This window comes from Myxococcus sp. AB036A (assembly GCF_006547355.1).
Taxonomy (GTDB): domain Bacteria; phylum Myxococcota; class Myxococcia; order Myxococcales; family Myxococcaceae; genus Myxococcus; species Myxococcus virescens.
Map to the genome: position 1 here is coordinate 14,115 of NZ_VHLC01000103.1, position 18,113 is coordinate 32,227.

The 18,113-nt window shown below is 68.8% G+C and carries 13 protein-coding genes; 6 read left to right on the forward strand and 7 right to left on the reverse strand.

From position 1 onward, the window contains the following. Positions 1–23: 23 nt before the first annotated feature. The 4 genes from FL344_RS31015 to FL344_RS31030 all read left to right on the forward strand — a co-directional run bounded on the left by FL344_RS31015 (position 24) and on the right by FL344_RS31030 (position 7,897). Positions 24–2,261 carry a glycosyltransferase family 4 protein gene (locus tag FL344_RS31015; RefSeq protein ID WP_141621068.1) on the forward strand — a complete coding sequence of 746 codons (2,238 nt, stop codon included), beginning with the start codon at positions 24–26 and terminating at the stop codon, positions 2,259–2,261. Next, entirely contained in the window at positions 2,261–3,037 is a 777-nt protein-coding gene (locus tag FL344_RS31020) for a hypothetical protein (protein ID WP_141621069.1), read from the forward strand. The genes FL344_RS31015 and FL344_RS31020 overlap by 1 nt, the downstream gene beginning before the upstream one ends. 98 nt (positions 3,038–3,135) lie before the next feature. Next, on the forward strand, positions 3,136–3,957 hold the full coding sequence (locus FL344_RS31025) for a glycosyltransferase (RefSeq protein ID WP_141621070.1): 822 nt from the start codon (positions 3,136–3,138) through the stop codon (positions 3,955–3,957). Between the two features lie 160 nt (positions 3,958–4,117). Then, entirely contained in the window at positions 4,118–7,897 is a 3,780-nt protein-coding gene (locus tag FL344_RS31030; protein WP_141621071.1) for an FAD-dependent oxidoreductase, read from the forward strand. 22 nt (positions 7,898–7,919) lie between these two features. Here FL344_RS31030 and FL344_RS31035 read toward each other — a convergent pair whose 3' ends face one another. Further along, the gene (locus tag FL344_RS31035) at positions 7,920–8,591 is read right to left on the reverse strand and encodes a hypothetical protein (protein WP_141621072.1); all 672 of its coding nucleotides are present in this window, start codon (positions 8,589–8,591) and stop codon (positions 7,920–7,922) included. A 183-nt stretch (positions 8,592–8,774) separates the two neighbouring features. On the opposite strand from FL344_RS31035, the gene FL344_RS31040 reads away from it, so the two are divergent. Next, positions 8,775–9,272 (forward strand): histidine phosphatase family protein, encoded by a 498-nt coding sequence (locus FL344_RS31040; RefSeq protein WP_141257761.1) that lies wholly within the window; start codon positions 8,775–8,777, stop codon positions 9,270–9,272. A 13-nt stretch (positions 9,273–9,285) separates the two neighbouring features. Continuing rightward, entirely contained in the window at positions 9,286–9,618 is a 333-nt protein-coding gene (cyaY, locus tag FL344_RS31045; RefSeq protein ID WP_141621073.1) for an iron donor protein CyaY, read from the forward strand. Here cyaY and FL344_RS31050 read toward each other — a convergent pair. The 6 genes from FL344_RS31050 to secA form a co-directional block, all read right to left on the reverse strand. After that, positions 9,606–11,255, reverse strand: a complete 1,650-nt coding sequence (locus FL344_RS31050) for a diguanylate cyclase (protein ID WP_141621074.1) — start codon at positions 11,253–11,255, stop codon at positions 9,606–9,608. The two genes, cyaY and FL344_RS31050, sit on opposite strands and share 13 nt — an antisense overlap. Continuing rightward, the gene (gene frr / locus FL344_RS31055) at positions 11,252–11,809 is read right to left on the reverse strand and encodes a ribosome recycling factor (protein ID WP_090489999.1); all 558 of its coding nucleotides are present in this window, start codon (positions 11,807–11,809) and stop codon (positions 11,252–11,254) included. Before frr ends, FL344_RS31050 begins: the two co-directional genes overlap by 4 nt. 38 nt (positions 11,810–11,847) lie before the next feature. Then, positions 11,848–12,600, reverse strand: coding sequence for a UMP kinase (pyrH, locus tag FL344_RS31060; protein ID WP_090490000.1), 753 nt, complete (start codon positions 12,598–12,600; stop codon positions 11,848–11,850). A 218-nt stretch (positions 12,601–12,818) separates the two neighbouring features. Continuing rightward, a complete protein-coding gene (gene tsf, locus FL344_RS31065; RefSeq protein WP_141589137.1) occupies positions 12,819–13,472 on the reverse strand; it encodes a translation elongation factor Ts in 654 nt (217 codons plus the stop codon). 156 nt (positions 13,473–13,628) lie between these two features. Then, on the reverse strand, positions 13,629–14,603 hold the full coding sequence (gene rpsB, locus FL344_RS31070) for a 30S ribosomal protein S2 (RefSeq protein ID WP_141589136.1): 975 nt from the start codon (positions 14,601–14,603) through the stop codon (positions 13,629–13,631). A 383-nt stretch (positions 14,604–14,986) separates the two neighbouring features. Then, the gene (secA, locus tag FL344_RS31075) at positions 14,987–17,809 is read right to left on the reverse strand and encodes a preprotein translocase subunit SecA (protein ID WP_090490002.1); all 2,823 of its coding nucleotides are present in this window, start codon (positions 17,807–17,809) and stop codon (positions 14,987–14,989) included. Positions 17,810–18,113 lie beyond the last annotated feature (304 nt).

An 18,113-nucleotide genomic window follows, 5' to 3' on the forward strand; every position in this document is an offset into this window, starting at 1 on the left:
TGCGTGTGATAGGCAGGGCCCACATGGCGATCCACCAGTTGATACCGAGCTTTGTCCCCGGCGACGCCACCGGGCAGGCCGCGCTGCACCTGCAGCTCCTGCTGCGCCGCATGGGGCACGCGGGCGCGCTGTATGCGGACGAGGTGGGCCCGGGACTCGAAGGGCTGGCCAGCCCCGCGTCCGCGCTGCGTCCCGAGCCCGGTGACCTGGTCCTCTACCACCACGGCATCGCCTCCCCGCTCAGCAGCCGGCTGATGCACCTGCCCTGCCGGCGCGGCATCGTCTTCCACAACATCAGCCCCGCACGTTTCTACGAAGGGCTGCCGCTGGCGGACGCGCTGGTGGCGGGACGGGCCCAGCTCGCCGCGATGGCCCCCTTCGCGGATGTGGCCATCGGCGTGTCGGACTTCAACGCCGCCGAGCTGCGCGTCGCGGGTTACCGCAACGTCCACACGGTGCCCCTCTTCATCGAACCGGAGCGATTCTCCCGCGCCAGCGCGGACGCGAAGATGCTCCAGCAGCTCGAAGGTCCAGGCCCCGTGCTGCTCGGCGTGAGCCGGGTCATGCCGCACAAGCGCTTCGAGGACCTGCTCGCGCTCCACCGCGAAGTCCTGCGGCTGCGCCCCCAGGCCCGCTTGCTGATGGTGGGCGGCTACGAGCCCGGCAGCCGGTACTTCCGCATGCTCCAGCGCGAGGCGCGCGGCCTGCGCGGCGTGAGCTTCCTGGGACGGCTGAGCCACGCGCAGCTCGTGGCCGCGTACCGCTCCGCTTCCGTCTTCGTCTCCATGAGCGAGCATGAGGGCTTCGGCGTCCCCCTCATCGAGGCCATGGCCGCCGAGGTGCCCGTGCTGGCCTACGCGGCCGCCGCGGTGCCGGAGACCCTGGGCGGCGCGGGCGTGGCCTTCGACCAGAAGCGCTTCGCCTTCCTCGCGGAGCTGGCGGTGGACCTGAGCGAGGACCTCTCCCTGCGCGGGCCCGTCATCGCTGGACAGACGCGGCGGTTGGAGCACTTCTCCGCGCCTTCCGTGCAGACCGCCTTCACGAAGGCACTGGAGACGGTGCTCCCCCGCCCCGCGCCCACGAAGCCCCGGAAGGTTCCGGCGCGTCCCCGGGTGGCGATGGTGGTGCAGCGCTACGGCGAGGTGACGGGCGGCGCGGAGAAGCTCGCCGCGCAGATGGCCGAGCATCTGGCTCCGCACTGGGACCTCACCGTGCTGACGACCTGCGCGAAGAACCACCTCGTGTGGGACAACGCGTTTCCGCCCGGCCCCGACGTCGTGGACGGCATCAAGGTGTTGCGCTTCCCGTCCACGCGGGTGCGTAACATCCGAGGCTTCAACGGCCTGTCGCGGCAGGTGTTCGACAAGAGCAACGAGCGGCTGCGCGAAGAGCAGTGGGTGGCCGAGCAGGGCCCCATGTGCCCCGGCCTGCTGCACCACCTGGCCACCGAGCGCGACGCCTACGACGGCTATCTCTTCTTCACCTACCTCTACGCGCCCACGGTGTGGGGACTGCCGCTGGTGGCGGACCGGGCCCTCCTGGTGCCCACGACACATGATGAGGCCCCCGTCCGCTTCGGTACGTATCGGGACGTCTTCGAACGCCCGCGCGCCCTGCTCTGCCTCACGCCGGAGGAGCACACGCTCATCGAGAAGTACTTCCCGAATCACGCCCCCACGCGCGTGGTGGGCGTGGGCGTGGACCGGCCTCGGGCGGATGGCGCGCGCTTCAAGGAGAAGCACGGCATCCACCGGCACTACCTGCTCTACATCGGCCGTCAGGAGCCGGGCAAAGGCGTGCCGGAGCTGCTCGAGTACCACCAGTCCCTGAAGAACCGCTTCGAGGACGCGCCGGACCTGGTGCTCGCGGGCGACACCAACATGGAGCTGTCCGGCGAGGGCGTGCGCTACCTGGGCCGCATCGACGAGCAGGACAAACACGACGCGCTGGCGGGGGCGTTGGCGGTGGTGGTGCCGTCCCGCTACGAGAGCCTGTCGCTGCTCACGCTGGAGTCCTTCGCCCAGGGCACGCCCGTGCTCGTGAACGGGCGCTCGGACGTGCTGGTGGGACAGGTGGAGCGCAGCGGCGCGGGCCGCGCGTACACGGACCTGGAGTCGTTCATCCAGGGCCTGCGCGAGGTGGGCTCGGAGCGTGGGCCCATGGGCAAGCGGGGCCTGGCGTACGTGAAGAAGCAGGGCTGGCCGCAGGTGGTGGCGGCCTACCGGGAAGAAATGCAACGCATCCTCGAGGAGAAGCGCTGATGAAGTTACTGGGACGGGACATCCCCGCGCGGGAGCTGATAGCCCGCATCGAGGAGCGCCTGCGCACGCGCGGCCTCCCCACCTCCGAGGAAGTGGAGCTGCCGCCCGAAGGCGTGGAGCCCCGGGTGGAGCCGCTGACCTTCAACCTGCATGCGCTGGAGGAGTACGCGGACGCCACGCGCGCCCTCCCCCTGCACACCCACCGGGGTGGCGTGGGACAAGTCGTCCTGCTGGCCAAGTGGGCATTCCGCAAGTCGTGCCAGGTGTTCATCAACGAAGCGCTCGGCAGGCAACGCGTATTCAACGGACACGTGCGCGACTCCTACGCGCAGCTGTCCGCCGAGGTGCTCCGTCTGCGCCGCGAGGTGGAGGCACTCCGGGCGAGGCCAGTCCCCGCGGTTTCCGATGCAGCGGTGCCGCGGCAAGCGCTCGCACAGCGACGCGAGCACGAAGCGGCGCCGTCCGCCGTGGCGCAGCCGCCGACCGCGCCGGTCTCCACGACGGCCCCAGGCGTAGACACCGTGCTGCCCAAGCCGCGTGCCCCCAAGGCCCAGTCACGACAGCCAGCTCGGCCGAAGCAGCCGGTGAGCGCGGCTTCTACAGAAGTGGATTCGACCTCGGCGCCTCGTGCGCCGGCCGCGGGCGAGCCGGTCACCAGCAAGACGGCCCGTGCGAAGAAGGCCGCGCCTTCTGCGCCTGCCCAGCCCTCAGCGGAGGCTTCGCCACGCCGGAGCGCCTCCGGACAGAAGAAGCGCCGCAACAAGAAGTCCCGGTGAAGTCCCCCTGAGGAGGGGCACGGCGCCTGCCCCGGACCTCCTGAACAGACCGACACCTTGCATTGACGGCCCATCTGCACCTGTGCTCAATCGAAAACGTGCATGCGCCCTTCGTCAGCGTCGTCATCCCCGCCTTCAACGAGGGCGAGCGACTGCCTCGCTTCGTCGCGGAGCTCACGCGCGTGTTCCTCGAGCGGAGCGCCCCGCCGGTGGAGTTCGTCGTCGTCGACGACGGCAGCGCGCCCAAGCAGGCCGAACTCCAGCGCGCCAGCGTAGAGGCGGCCCAGGCTCGCTTCGCCACCGCGGGGGCGCGGCACCAGTTCACCTACGTGGCAGCGCCTCGCAACCAGGGAAAGGGCTCGGCCATCCGGCTCGGCTGGCGTCACGCGTCAGCGGGCGTCACGTGGCTGGCCTTCTTGGACGCGGATGGCGCCATCAGCGCCGAGGAGTTTCACCGGCTGGTGACGCTGAGCGCCTCGGAGCTGGCGCAGAACCTGGACGTCCTGGCCGGCTCACGCATCCTCATGGCCGGACGCCGCGTCGTGCGCAGCCTCCACCGCCACCTGCAGGGCCGCATCTTCGCCACGCTCACGGATGCGAACTTCAAACTCCACTTCTACGACACGCAGTGCGGGGTGAAGTTCGTCCGCGCGGACATCCTGCGGCCGCTCCTGGACGTCCTCCAGGAGCAGCGCTGGCTCCTGGACGTGGAGTTGCTGGTGCTGCTGAAGCGCCAGGGCGCGCGCTTCCTGGAGGTCCCCATCGACTGGGAGGACTTCGGAGGTTCCAAGGTCATCCCAGGGCTCGACGCGGCGCGCATGTTCTGGGGGGTGCTGCAACTGCGTCGGCGATTGGAGCATGTGTCCCTGCCTACCCACCGTGACGCGTTGCCCAAAGGCGAGCCACACGCCCAGCGGTAGGCAGGAGCGTCACTGTGTAGGCGTGCAGCCCTGCCCTGCCTGCACGGCGACACGGGCCCTCACCTCCAGTGACAAGCCCGCTTGATTTCCGGACGGCACACCGCGAAATAGGTCCCGCTTGGAAGCCGTTTCTCCAGGTTCCTCCCACACTGTTCGTGACATGCGCGCCTTGACTGACCTGCCCTCCGACCCCACCCCTCCTCTGACCCTGGGCCTGCCGGGCTTTGTCTTCGAGGACCTGTATCGCCCCGCTGGTCTGCGCCGGTTGGCGGAGCGCTTCGACGCACAGCTCACCGAGGATGAGCCCGAGCTCTTCCAGGCCTTCGACGCGTACCGCAAATCTGGCGGCACGAGCGTCAGCGGCGCCGCGGAGTCGGACCTGCTCGTCCGCGTGTCGCGCCACGTGTCGCGCTTCGTCACGCGCCTCTTCCGAGTGGAGCAGGAGCTGGAGCGCCTGTCCGGCCGCCTCAAGGGCGAGCTGCCGCTCTTCGACTTCAAGCGCGAGTTCATCACCCGCCGCGTCTTCAAGAAGGGCGCCGCGGACCGCCCGGCGCTGGCGGAGTTCCCCTCGCTGGACGCGCGCATGCGGCTGATGCTTCAGTTGGGCTTCCCGGAGGCGCTGGCCACCGGGGACCTGGAGCGGGGTCTGGCGGAATCCGTCCTCTCGCTGATGGACCTGGAGCGCCTGTTCTCCAACGCGCTGCCCGCCGAGCGCCAGGGCGAGGCGGAGGCCCTGCGCGCCCGCTGGTCCGCGCTGCGCGAGGTGCTGCTGTCCACGCCCGAGGGCAAGGACGCCTTCGGCTCCAGCCTCGTCACGCAGGGCGATGACGCCGCGGAGCTCCAGTCCGTGCGCGCGCTGCTGTCGCTGGCGGACCGTTGGACGTACGCGCGGGCGCTGCATCCGGAGACGAAGGACCTCTTCCACGCCTGGCCCACCCACCGGATTCCCAAGCCGCTGGTGTTCGACCAGCTCGTCCAGCTCCAGCGTCCGGACAACGAGCTGCCCGAGGCCACCGAGGGCCTGGAGCACCACCTCCGCCACCGCGACGGCTTCAAGCTCACCGACCGCCGGGGCACCTCGCGCGACGTGATGAACGAGGTGGACTACTGCGTGCTCTGCCACGAGCGGCAGAAGGACTCGTGCACCAAGGGCTTCCCCGCCAAGGACCCGGTGGCCGAGGGGCACCACTACAAGAAGAACCCGCTGGGCATCCCCCTCAACGGGTGCCCGCTCGATGAGCGCATCTCCGAGGCGCACCTGCTCAAGCGTGAAGGCAACTCCGTGGCCGCGCTGGCCATGGTGACGCTCGACAACCCGATGTGCCCGGGCACCGGCCACCGCATCTGCAATGACTGCATGAAGGCCTGCATCTTCCAGAAGCAGGAGCCGGTGAACATCCCCCTGGCGGAGACAGCCACGCTCACGGACGTGCTGAACCTGCCGTGGGGCTTCGAAATCTACGGCCTGCTCACGCGGTGGAACCCGCTCAACGTCCGCCGCCCATACGCGCTGCCCTACGTGGGCCGCAACGTGCTGGTGGTGGGGCTGGGTCCCGCCGGCTACACGCTGTCGCACTACCTCCTCAACGAAGGCTTCGGCGTCACCGGCGTGGACGGCCTCAAGATCGAGCCCTTCCCCGATGCGCTCGTGGGCCGCAATGGCCACTCGCTCCAGCCCATCCGCGACTGGTCCGCGCTCACCAGCGAGTTGGACGAGCGCATCCTGGAGGGCTTTGGCGGCGTGTCCGAGTACGGAATCACCGTGCGCTGGGACAAGAACTTCCTCACGCTCATCCACCTCACGCTGGCGCGCCGGGAGAGCTTCCGCATCCACGGCGGCGTGCGCTTTGGTGGCACCCTCACGGTGGAGGATGCGTGGGCGCTGGGCTTCGACCACATCGCCATCGCCGCTGGCGCGGGCCGCCCGACCATCATCGGGATGAAGAACAACCTCATCCGCGGCATCCGCAAGGCCAGTGACTTCCTGATGGCGCTCCAGCTCACCGGCGCGTTCAAGAAGGATTCGCTGGCGAACCTCCAGGTGCAGCTGCCCGCCATCGTCATCGGCGGTGGCCTCACCGGCATCGACACCGCCACGGAGCTGATGGCGTACTACCCGGTGCAGGTGGAGAAGGCGCTCGCCCGCCACGAGAAGCTGGTGTCCCAGGTGGGCGAGGAGGCCGTGCTGGCCCGCCTCGACGCGGAGGAGCGCGCCACCTACCAGACGTTCCTGGAGCATGGCCGCGCCGTGCGCGAGGAGCGCCAGAAGGCGAAGGCCCTGGGCCGCGACCCGGACTTCATCAAGCTGGTGCGCGCGTGGGGCGGCGTCAGCCTCGTCTACCGCCGCAGCCTCACCGAGTCCCCCGCCTACCGCCTCAACCACGAGGAAGTGACGAAGGCGCTGGAGGAAGGCATCCGCTTCATCGAGCGCATGAGCCCGGTGGAGGCCCTGCCGGACGCCTCCGGCGCGGTGCGCGCGCTGCGCTTCGAGCGCATGGTGACGGTGGACGGCAAGCTCAAGGGCAGCGGCCAGTTCTTCGAGCTGCCCGCGCGCACGGTGTGCGTCGCCGCCGGCACGTCCCCCAACGTCACGTACGAGAAGGAATACCCGGGCACCTTCCAGCTCGACGCGCGCGGCGAGTACTTCCAGAGCCACGAGCTGGTGGACACCGAAGACGGATTCTCGCTGGCGCCCGTGAAGGCGAAGGAAGACCCGGCCGCGAAGACGGGGTTCTTCACCTCGTACCAGAAGGACGGCCGCTTCATCTCCTTCTACGGCGACAACCACCCGACCTACGCGGGCAACGTGGTGAAGGCCATGGCCAGCGCGAAGGACGGCCACCCGCAGGTGGCGCGGCTGTACGCCAAGGAAGTGGCCGCGCTCGACTTCACCGACGAGGTGGCCCAGGCAGCGCGTGACGCGCGCCGCGCCGCGCACTTCGCCAGGCTGGACGAGGCGTTCACTGCCACCGTGGTGGCCGTCAACCGGCTGACGCCGACCATCGTCGAGGTGGTGGTGCGCGCGCCCTTCGCGGCCAGCCACTTCTCTCCCGGCCAGTTCTACCGGCTGCAGAACTTCGAGCGGAACGCGCCCGTGGTGGACGGCGTGCGCCTCACCATGGAGGGCCTGGCCCTCACCGGTGCCTGGGTGGACAAGGAGAAGGGGCTGATGGGCACCATCGTGCTGGAGATGGGCTCGTCCTCGCGCCTGTGCGCCGCGCTCAAGCCCGGTGAGCCGGTGGTGCTCATGGGCCCCACCGGCGCGCCCACGGAGATTGGCCACAACGAGACGGTGGTGCTCGTGGGCGGCGGTCTGGGCAACGCGGTGCTCTTCTCCATCGCCCGCTCGCTCAAGGCGGCTGGCTGCCGCGTCGTGTACTTCGCCGGCTACCGGCAGAAGTCGGACTCCTTCAAGCACGACGAAATCGAGGCCGGCACGGACCAGATTGTGTGGTCCGTGGACACCGGGGACACGATTGAGGCGCGCCGGCCGCAGGACGCGGCGTTCCGGGGCAACGTGGTGCAGGCGATGGTGGCCTACGCGGAGGGCAAGCTGGGCCCCGCCCCCGTCATCTCCCTGGCGGACGTGGACCGCATCATCGCCATCGGCTCGGACGGAATGATGCGCGCGGTGGCCGAGGCGCGGCACGGCGTGCTCCAGCCGCACCTCAAGCCGGGACACGAGGCCATCGGCTCCATCAACTCGCCGATGCAGTGCATGATGAAGGAAATCTGCGCCCAGTGCCTCCAGCGGCACGTGGACCCGGTGACGGGCAAGGAGACGTGGGTGTTCTCCTGCTACAACCAGGACCAGCGGCTGGACCAGGTGGACTTCGTCAACCTCCGGCAGCGCCTGCGCGGCAACACCGTCATGGAGAAGGTCGCCGACGTCTACCTGGCGCAGCTCTTCAAGCAGGCCCCGCACCTCAAGCGCGTCTGAGGCGAGAAGGCGGGGCCCGTCTTCACCGGCGTGTGCCGGTGAAGACGCGAATCATCTCCTGGTAGTTCTGGATGAGGTCTTCCTCACGCGTCAGGACGACGTCGATGTTCGCATCGCCGTAGTCGCGGCGGGCATCGGCCAGCGTCTGGAAGGCCTCCACCTGGGCGCGCATCGACGCCACCTGGGGCGCCATGCCCTGTTGCTGCTCGGGCGGAAGCTTCGCCTGGAGCGCCTCCAGCTTCTTCAGCTCCTCTTCGTATTGGAGCGTGCGCCCCAGCTGCCGCTGGCTGACGACGGCGGTGACGACCTCCGCGATGCCGTTGACGTCCGCCTCGGAGAGCTGTGCCTCGCGGCGCGCCTCGGCCTCCGCCTTGGCCTTGGCCTCCACCACCTTCAGGCCCTCGCGCGCGGCGGCCATGGCCTCCGGGGTGCCGGCGTCCACCAGCGCCCCCAGGTTCTGCAGGCCCTTCATGAGCGAGCCGTACACCTCCAACATCCGCCGCTGATAGCCCACGTACGCGTCCAGCTTCTCCTTCGTCACCGTGTAGGGGCCTGCCTCCACCACACCGTCGGGAGCGCCGGGGGCCTGCTCGCCCACCGCTCCAGCGGGCGGCCCGGAAGCGTCCTCGGGTTTCTTGCAGGCCGAGAAGGCCACGAGCACCCACAGTCCCCACAGCACCTTGCGCACGCGCATTCCTCCAGACGGAACATGTCAGCCCCTCATGTATGCTCCGGCAACCTGGGCGGTGAGAGGCGTCCCGCCTCTGTCTGTCACGGTGGGGTTGTTCCGGCCACTGAACAATCGCCGCATTACCTTTGACCAACCCTGCCGCGCTCGTGTACGAACCGCGGTTCTGTCGAAAGCGGTGGAGGGAATTTGAGGCTTTTCCTGGTTAGGCACGCGGATGCGGACGCGGAGATCCCCGAGGGTCTCGGTGACGAGGCACGCGCCCTCACCGCGAAGTCCCGCACCAGCACCGCCCAGCACTTCGCTTCGCTGACCGAGCGCATCGGTCCCGTGGGGCGCATCCTGACCAGCCCGCTGGTTCGCACGGTGCAGACGGCGCAGATCCTCTCCATCTCCGCCAAGTTCGAGGGCCCGCTGAAGGTGCATCGCTGCTTGCTGCCCGACATGCCCGTGGGCGCGGTGGAGCCGGTGCTCAACGAGTACGCGGACGAGAACCTCGTCCTCGTGGGTCACCAGCCGTCCATGGGCGCCCTGGCGGCCCATCTGCTCGGCATGCAGTCCTTCCCCAAGCCCGTCAACCCGGGCACCGTCATCGGCCTGGAGCGCGCGGAGGGGGAGTCTTCACCGGCGTTCAAGTTCCTGTTCTACGCCGCCCCTGGTCAGCAGGTGCTCGACATCATCCAGTGAGGCCATTGCGGCCATGATGGACGAAGCTCGCTACAACCAGTTGGTCTCCGCCGCGTTCAAGCGCATCCTCGCCGCGGCGGACGCCATCGACCCTGACATCCTGGAAGCCGACAGCACCGGCGACATGGTGACGCTCACCGCGGCTTCGCGGGAGAAGTGCATCGTCAACACCCAGCGCGCCGTGCGGCAGATCTGGGTGGCGGGCCAGGGCCAGGGCATCCACTTCGACTACGACGCGGCCACCGGCACCTGGAAGGACGACAAGGGCCGGGGCCTGGAGTTGATGGCGTTCGTCGCGGACGTCGTCCGCGGCATCACCGGGGCGGACTTCGTCTATCCCGGCTGAGTCCTGCCGCTCGCGGCCTCCACCCAGTCCCCACCCGCGGCCTGAGCGCGACGCAGGGCTTCTCCAGCCTCTTTCAGGAGGCTGCCGAAGCTGACCTGGGACAGGGCGCCCGCCACGGGTCCACGGCCCGGCGGGGGCTCGGAGACGGCGACGCCCACGGAGGCGCTGGCGCCCTCGTAGGCCGTCAGGGACTTGATGAGCTCGCGCAGGCGCTGCCCCACCACCAGCGCGCCGGAGCGCGGCGTGTGCGGAAGGAAGACGACGAAGCGGCTGTCCGCGAAGGGCACGGCGACGTCGATGTCGCGCACTCCGGACACGAGCAGTCCCAGGGCCTCGGCGAGCGCGAGCTTCCGCTCGGCGGGGGCCAGGGGCGCGGCTTTCTCCGCGAACTTGTCGATGTCCACCAGCAGCACGGCGATGGGATAGCGGTAGCGCCGGCTGCGCTTCACCTCCATCAACATCAGCCGCTTGAGGAACTCGAAGTCCGGAGAGGAGCCGACCACCGCCACGTCGGACCGGCTGATGCGGCTGCCGCCTGGAACAGGCGTGGGGGCGAGCGCGGGGAAGGCGCCGGAGTGCCGGGCCCCCACCGAGGGAGGCTGAGCGCTGGCGGCCGGTATCGCGGGGCTCGCGGTGGCGGAGTCAGACGCGCTCGTGGATACAGCGCTCGAATCCGTAGGTTTCGCCGCCCAGATAGCCGGGGCCTCGGGCGGAGACGTCTGCGCGGACGACGGCTCGAGACCAGTTCCTGACGCAGCGACGGCCTCTGTGGCCTCGGGCCCGTCCTCGGACGCTGGCCCGGCGGCATCCGGCTCGTCGGCCTCTGGCTCCGCGTGGAGCAGTGGAAGGTCGTCTTCCTCGGAAGCCTGCGCCTCCGCTGTGGCCGAAGCAGGCGCCGCGCCCGCATCCGGGGCCGTGCTGCCCGCTTCGGAGGACGGCGACGTGATGGGCTCTTCGTCCAGCTCAGGTGGCAGTGACGCGGACTTCGCGCCGCGGCCCTCGGAGAACGGCGCTTCCGCCTCGCGCGGCGGTGGCCCCCCCCGCGCCTGTGCGCTCTCCGCTTCCGGAGCCTCTTCGTCGAGCGGCGGTGGAGGGGGCATGCCCCGCGCATCCGCGCTCTCGACAGGTGCATCCACGCCGTCGAGCGGAGGCGGCGGCGGAACCATCTGCCCGCCCAACGCGCCCGGCAGCGGAGGGGGCCCACCCGCGTGAGACGCCCCATCGAACGGAGGTGGCGGCGGCCGTGCGCCCACGGAACCCACCCGCCGCAGCGCCTCCTCGCGCTGGACAAGCAAGGACACGCACGTCAACACCGTGGGGCGCTTCAGTGGCCCCACCAGGCACCCGTCCGCGCCCGCCTGGGCGGCCCGCGTGTCCGCCTGCTCCTCGTCCGGCGAATACAACAGCAACACCGGCGTGGCGAGGCCTTCGGCCCGCATGCTCCGGCACAGCGCCTCACCGTCCAGGGCGCCCGTTCCGGACGCCAGCAGGACGGTGGGCATTCGTTCCCTCACCGTGCGCAGCGCCTCGTCGGCGCTGCTCACCCAGGACACTTCATGACCGGCGGATTCAAGATAGCGGCGCAGAACGCCCGCCACCGGTGCGGAGGGCTCGGCGAGGACGATGGAGGACCTCAAACCTCCATGACCTCCTTCTCCTTCTTCTTCACGATTTCATCCACCTGCGTGATGCCCGCGTCGGTCTGCTTCTGCACGACCTCGGTGATGCGCTTGTGGTCGTCCTCGGTGATCTTCTTGTCCTTCAGCTGCGTCTTCAGCGCCTCGTTCGCGTCGCGGCGGAGGTTGCGGATGGTGACCTTGAACTCCTCGCCCTTGGTCTTCACCTGCTTGGCGATGTCCTTGCGGCGCTCCTCGGTGAGCGGCGGGAAGGGAAGGCGAATCATCTCGCCGTCGTTCATCGGGTTGATGCCCAGGTTCGCCTCGCGCAGCGCCTTCTCGATGTCCTTGAGGACGCTCTTCTCCCACGGCTTGATGGTGATGAGCCGGGGCTCGGGCGCGTTCACGCTGGCCACGCCCGACAGCGGCGTCGGCGTGCCGTAGTAGTCCACCCGGACGCCATCCAGGATGGCGATGCTGGCGCGGCCCGTGCGGACCCTCGTCAGGTCCGTGCGCAGGCCCTCGAGCGACTTGTCGATACGGCCCTTCAGTTCGGCGACGACGTCTCCACTCATTGCGTTCTCTCCTTGAGTGCTTGCCGGTGGGTCGGGGCTCAGGCCCAGACCGTCTCGCTGCCACCCACCAACGTACCAATGTCCCCGTCACCCAGCACCGCGCGGCGGATGTTGCCCCGCTGCGTCAGGTCGAACACGATGATGGGCAGCTTGTTGTCCATGCACAGCGAGATGGCCGTGGAGTCCATGACGTTGAGATTCTGCTTCAACACGTCCATGTAAGTCAGCGACCGATAGCGCCGTGCGGTGGGGTCTTTCTTCGGGTCCGCGCTGTACACCCCGTCCACCTTGGTTGCCTTCAGGATGACCTGCGCGTTGATTTCCATGGCGCGCAGGGAGGCGGCGGTGTCGGTGGTGAAGTACGGGTTGCCGGTGCCCGCCGCGAAAATCACCACGCGGCCCTTCTCCAGGTGGCGCACGGCGCGCCGGCGGATGTACGGCTCGGCAATCTGCTCCATCTTGATGGCGGACAGCACGCGCGTGTGCAGACCCTTCTTCTCCAGCGCGTCCTGCATGGCCATGGAGTTGATGCAGGTGGCCAGCATGCCCATGTAGTCGGCGCTGGCGCGGTCCATGCCCTCCGTGGCGCCCGCGACACCCCGGAAGATGTTGCCGCCGCCAATCACCAGCGCGACCTCCACGCCGGCCTGCGCCAACTCGATGACTTCCTCGGCGATGCCCATCAGCGTGGGCGGATGGATGCCGTACTTCCCCTCCCCCATCAGGGCCTCGCCCGAGAGCTTGAGGAGAATGCGCTGATACGGGAGCGGCTTCTTCGTGTCGGAGGACATGCGCCACCGCTTCTATCCCCCGCTCCGCGAGGGATCAACGCTGGAGTCGGTGGGCCGGCCCTCCATCGTCCGCTGGCGGTCGCACGGGGAGGGGCCAATCAGACCCGCAAAAGCGAGGGCCGCGTCGCCCGGAAGCCCGGTGGGGGGCATTTCCGGTGCGCGCGGCCTTTGTCAGCCCTGCGTCCAGGCTCGCGGCCCCGAGGGGGACCGCGGAGGCCTTACGCCTGGCCCAGCGTCTTGGCGACTTCGGCGGCGAGGTCGTCCTTCTTCTTCTCGATGCCCTCACCCAGCTCGTAGCGGACGAAGCGGCGCACGGAGACCTTCTCGCCAATCTTCGCGGCGCGCTCGGAGATCATCTCGCCGACCTTCTTCTTGTCGTCCTTCACCCAGAGCTGGTCCACGAGGCACACGCCCTCGTAGTACTTCTCCATCTTCCCGACGAGGATCTTCTCCAGCATCGCCTCGGGCTTGCCCTGCTGCTTGAGGAGCTCGCGCTGGATGTCCTTCTCCTTGTCCAGGTTGTCCGTGGGGACCTCCTCACGGCGGACGAACTTGGGGCCGGCCGCGGCAATCTGCATGGCCACGTCCTTCACCAGATCCTGAAAGTCGGGGTTGCGAGCAACGAAGTCCGTCTCGCAGTTCACCTCGACGATGACGCCGATGCGGCCACCGTGAACGTAGGTGCCGATGATGCCTTCGGAGGCAACGCGGCCTTCCTTGCCAGCGGCCTTGGCGATGCCCTTCTTGCGCAGCCACTCCTCGGCCTTGGCGAAGTCGCCACCCGACTCGGCGAGCGCCTTCTTGCAGTCCATCATGCCCGCGTTGGTCCGCTCGCGGAGCTCCTTCACCATCTGGGCGCTAACTTCGGCCATCGTCGTCTCCTGCCTCCGCCACTCGAAGGCGCAGTGCGCCGGGCGGAGCATTGTAAGTTCAAGGGGATACTGCGGCACCAGGGAAACAGAGGCGGCCGGGGAGCTGGCGAACTGATGCCACCCGGCCGCTTCGGCACTGACGTGAGGAAGGGACGGCTACTCGGCCGCCGCCTCACCCTCGGGAGCGGCCTCGGCGGCCGGCTCGGTGGACGCGACAGGGGCCGCGCCCTTCATCTCAACGAGGGGGCCACGGCGGTCGCCGCCACGGTCACCACCCCGGTCGCGACGGTCGTCGCGGCGGTCACCACGGCGCGGGCCGCGGCGGTCATCGCGGCGGTCGCCACGGTCATCACGGCCCTCGCGCTCCTCCTGCTCGTCGCGCTCGGCGGCGCCCGAGGCGCGGTAACGCGCGGCGCCCTCGAGGCAGGCCTCGGCGATCTTGGAGGTGAACAGCTTGATGGAGCGGATGGCGTCGTCGTTGCCGGGGATGACGAAGTCGATGCCGTCCGGATCGCAGTTGGTGTCCACCAGGCCGATGACCGGGATGCCCAGGCGGCCCGCCTCGTGGATGGCGATGTGCTCCTTCTTCGGGTCGATGACGAAGACGCAGCGGGGCAGCTTCGACATCTCCTTCACGCCGCCCAGGTTCTTCTCCAGCTTCTCGCGCTCACGCTCGAGCTGGGCGACTTCCTTCTTGGGCAGGCGCTCGAAGGTGCCGTCCTCGGCCATCTTCTCCAGCGTCTTCAGGCGGTCGATGCCCTGCTTGATGGTCTTGAAGTTGGTCAGCGTGCCACCCAGCCAGCGGCTGGTGACGAAGAACTGACCGGCGCGCGAGGCCTCCTCGCGGACCACGTCCTGCGCCTGCTTCTTGGTGCCGACGAAGAGCACCGAGCCACCGCGCGCGGTGATGTCCGCCACGAAGCGGAACGCCGAGCGGGCCATCACGACCGTCTTCTGCAGGTCGATGATGTAGATGCCGTTGCGGGCGCCGAAGATGAACGGCTTCATCTTCGGGTTCCAGCGCTTCGTCTGGTGGCCGAAGTGAACACCGGCCTCCAGGAGCTGCCTCATCGTGATGCCACCGGCGGCGGCCATCGCCTGCTGCTGCGTCTGCGTGTCCTGCGTTTCCATGTCGTCTCTCCGGTTGTTCCGCCACGCCCGAGCAAACCTTCCGGCCGAAACGACCGCGGAGGAGCGCCTCTCCGAGGAGAGGCCCTCACCCACGGAAGCACCGGCGACCGGCACGGACGTGTGTGTAGTGAGTACTGCCTGGGGTCGACTGCCCCCCGACCCCATACCGTGGGGCGGGGCGTCCTTAACAGAACCCCTCCGGGCCGCGCAAGCTTCGCCGCACCGCCCGTCCGGGCAGGGACGGCACGTGCCGCTCCCCCGCCCTCCTCTCGTCCCAGCGAGGCCCCTTCGCCCCGCCAAGACAGCACCGGCGCGGTGCCTTCCCCAGAGGGTTGGCGCCGCGCCGGCGTCCTCCACGATGCGCCTGTCAGTCAGCCCGCGTCCTAGACGCTGGCCTCCGAGGCACCGTGGCACTTCTTGTACTTCCGGCCGCTGCCGCAGGGGCAGGGGTCGTTGCGGCCCACCGCCGGCCTGCTGGCCGCCGCCGGACGCGCCGCCGCGGCCACCGAGCCCTCATCCAGCTTGCCGTCCGCCGTGGCGCGTCCCTCCACCGCCTTCTTCTGCTGCTGCGCGAGCTGGCGCTGGATGCGGGCGGCCTCTTCCGCCGCGCTGGAGGCGGAGCGGGGCTGCACGTGCATGAGCTGGGTGACGAACTGCGCCTTGATGGCGGAGAGCATCTGGATGAAGCCCTGGTAGCCCTCCTTCTTGTACTCTTGCTTCGGGTCCTTCTGGCCGTAGCCGCGCAGGCCGATGCCCTGACGCAGGTGGTCCATGGCCAGCAGGTGGTCCTTCCAGAGCCGGTCGATGGTCGCCAGGTAGTTGTACTGGAGGAAGCGCATGAAGTTCTCGCCGAACTCCTCCTCGCGCGCCTGGAAGACCTTCTCCGCCGCCTTGTAGATGTGCTCCTGGAGCTCCTCGCGGTTGCCCACGCCCTCGAAGTTCATCTCGAGGTTGAAGGTCTCCTTCACGCCCTGCTGGAGCGCGGCGATGTCCCAACCCTCCACGCCCCGGGTGGGCGCGTAGGTGTCGGTGAGGGACACGATGACGTCCTCCATCGAGTCCAGAATCAGCTCGCGGAAGTCCGCCCAGCTGACGGTCCGCTCGGAGCGCGTCTTGATGCGCGTCTTCGGATCCTCGTCGTACTCCACCAGCGGCACGCCCGCGCCCGCGGCCAGCACCTGGCGGCGCAGCTTGTAGATGGTGCGGCGCTGCTGGTTCATCACGTCGTCGTACTCGAGGAGGTTCTTGCGGATGTCGAAGTTGTGGCCTTCGACCCGCTTCTGGGCGCCCTCGATGGCACGTGACAGCCACACGTGCTCGATGACCTCGCCCTCCTCCATGCCCAGCCGCTCCATCAGGCCCTGGATACGCTCGGACCCGAAGATGCGCATCAGGTCGTCCTCGAGCGACAGGAAGAAGCGGCTGCCACCCGGGTCACCCTGGCGGCCGGCGCGGCCACGCAGCTGGTTGTCCACGCGGCGCGACTCGTGGCGCTCGGTGCCGATGATGAAGAGGCCGCCGGCGTTGTGGACCTCCTCGCGCTCCTTCTTCGTCTGCTCCTCGAGCTTCGCCTTGGTGTCGGCGAACTTCTGCTCCCACGCCGCGAGCTCCGCCTCGTAGGCCGTCAGGTCCAGCGGCTGCCCGTCCGGGGCCGACGTGGGCGGCTCGGGCGGCGGCCCCATGGACGCCTTGGCCAGGACCTCCGCGTTACCACCCAGGAGGATGTCCGTTCCGCGGCCGGCCATGTTGGTGGAGATGGTGACGGCGCCCTTGCGGCCGGCCTGCGCGACGATGTCCGCCTCGCGCTGGTGCTGCTTGGCGTTGAGGACGTTGTGCGGGATGCCGCGCTTCTTGAGGAAGCTGGCCACCACCTCGCTCTTGGCGATGGACACCGTGCCCACGAGCACCGGCTGCCCGTTCTTGTGCAGCTCCTCGATTTCCGCCGCCACCGCCTCGAACTTCTCGCGCTCCGTCTTGTACACCACGTCCTGCAGGTCCTTGCGGATGGGCGGACGGTTGGTGGGGATGACGCGCACGTCGAGGTTGTAGATCTTGGCGAACTCCTCCGCCTCCGTGTCCGCCGTGCCCGTCATGCCGGCCAGCTTGGAGTACATGCGGAAGTAGTTCTGGAAGGAGACCGTCGCGAGCGTCTGGTTCTCGTTCTCGATCTTCACGCCTTCCTTGGCCTCGATGGCCTGGTGAAGGCCGTCCGACCAGCGGCGTCCCGGCATCTGGCGGCCGGTGAACTCGTCGACGATGACGACCTCGCCGTCCTTCACCACGTAGTCCTTGTCGCGCTTGTAGAGCGTGTGCGCGCGCAGGGCCTGGTCCACGTGGTGCAGCATCTCGATTTCGCCCGGGTCGTAGAGGTTGCCCACGCCCAGCCGCTTCTGGAGCTTCTCGATGCCGTCATCCGTGAGGGACACGGAGCGGTGCTTCTCGTCCAGGGTGTAGTCCTGGTCCGGCACCAGCCCGGGGATGACCTGGTCCACCCGGTAGTACTTGTCGGTGCTGTCCTCGGTGGGACCGGAGATGATGAGCGGCGTGCGGGCCTCGTCGATGAGGATGGAGTCCACCTCGTCGACGATGGCGAAGTTCAGCTCGCGCTGGACGTAGTCCTGCAGGCGGAACTTCATGTTGTCGCGCAGGTAGTCGAAGCCGAACTCGTTGTTCTGCCCGTAGGTGATGTCCGAGCGGTACGCCTCCTGCCGCTGCTTGTCGTTCAGCTCGTGCAGCACGCAGCCCGTCGTCATGCCCAGGAAGCGGTAGACGCGCCCCATCCACTCCGCGTCGCGGCGGGCCAGGTAGTCGTTCACCGTGACGACGTGCACGCCCCGGCCGGACAGCGCGTTGAGGTAGGTGGGCAACGTCGCCGTCAGCGTCTTGCCTTCACCGGTGCGCATCTCCGCGATGCAGCCCTCGTGGAGGAACATGCCGCCAATGAGCTGCACGTCATAGTGTCGCTGGCCGATGACGCGGCGCGCCGCCTCACGGGTGATGGCAAAGGCCTCGAAGAGCAGGTCATCCAGCGAACGGCCGTTCTGGATCTCCTGCCGCATGCGGTTCGTCTCGGAGACGAAGTCCTCGTCCTTGAGGGCCCGCATGCGGGTTTCCAGCTCATTGACCCGGGCGACCTTCGCGTGGGCCTTCTTGAGCTCGCGCTCGTTCTTGGTCCCAATCAGTTTCTTCAGCGTCCATTCGATCATTCGGTCGGCTCTCTCGCCGGAGAATCCTCGAAGGACGGCGGCGAGTGAAGGGAAATCCCTGGAGGTGTAAGGGAGAAACGTATGGAAACCACGTGCGTCCGCCGAAACTTCCACTCGGCAGGCCGCCCACCACGCAGCGGCTCAGAGTAAAGCGGAACCCAGCCCACGCAATGTCCCCCACACGAAATCAACGCCGAGGCCCCTCCCGGCCTTCACGACGACCTCCCTCCCGCCATCCGGGCCGCCCCGGAGCGCCGCCTAACCGCCAGGGCCCTGCCCCCGGGGGCAAGCCCCTTGCACACAC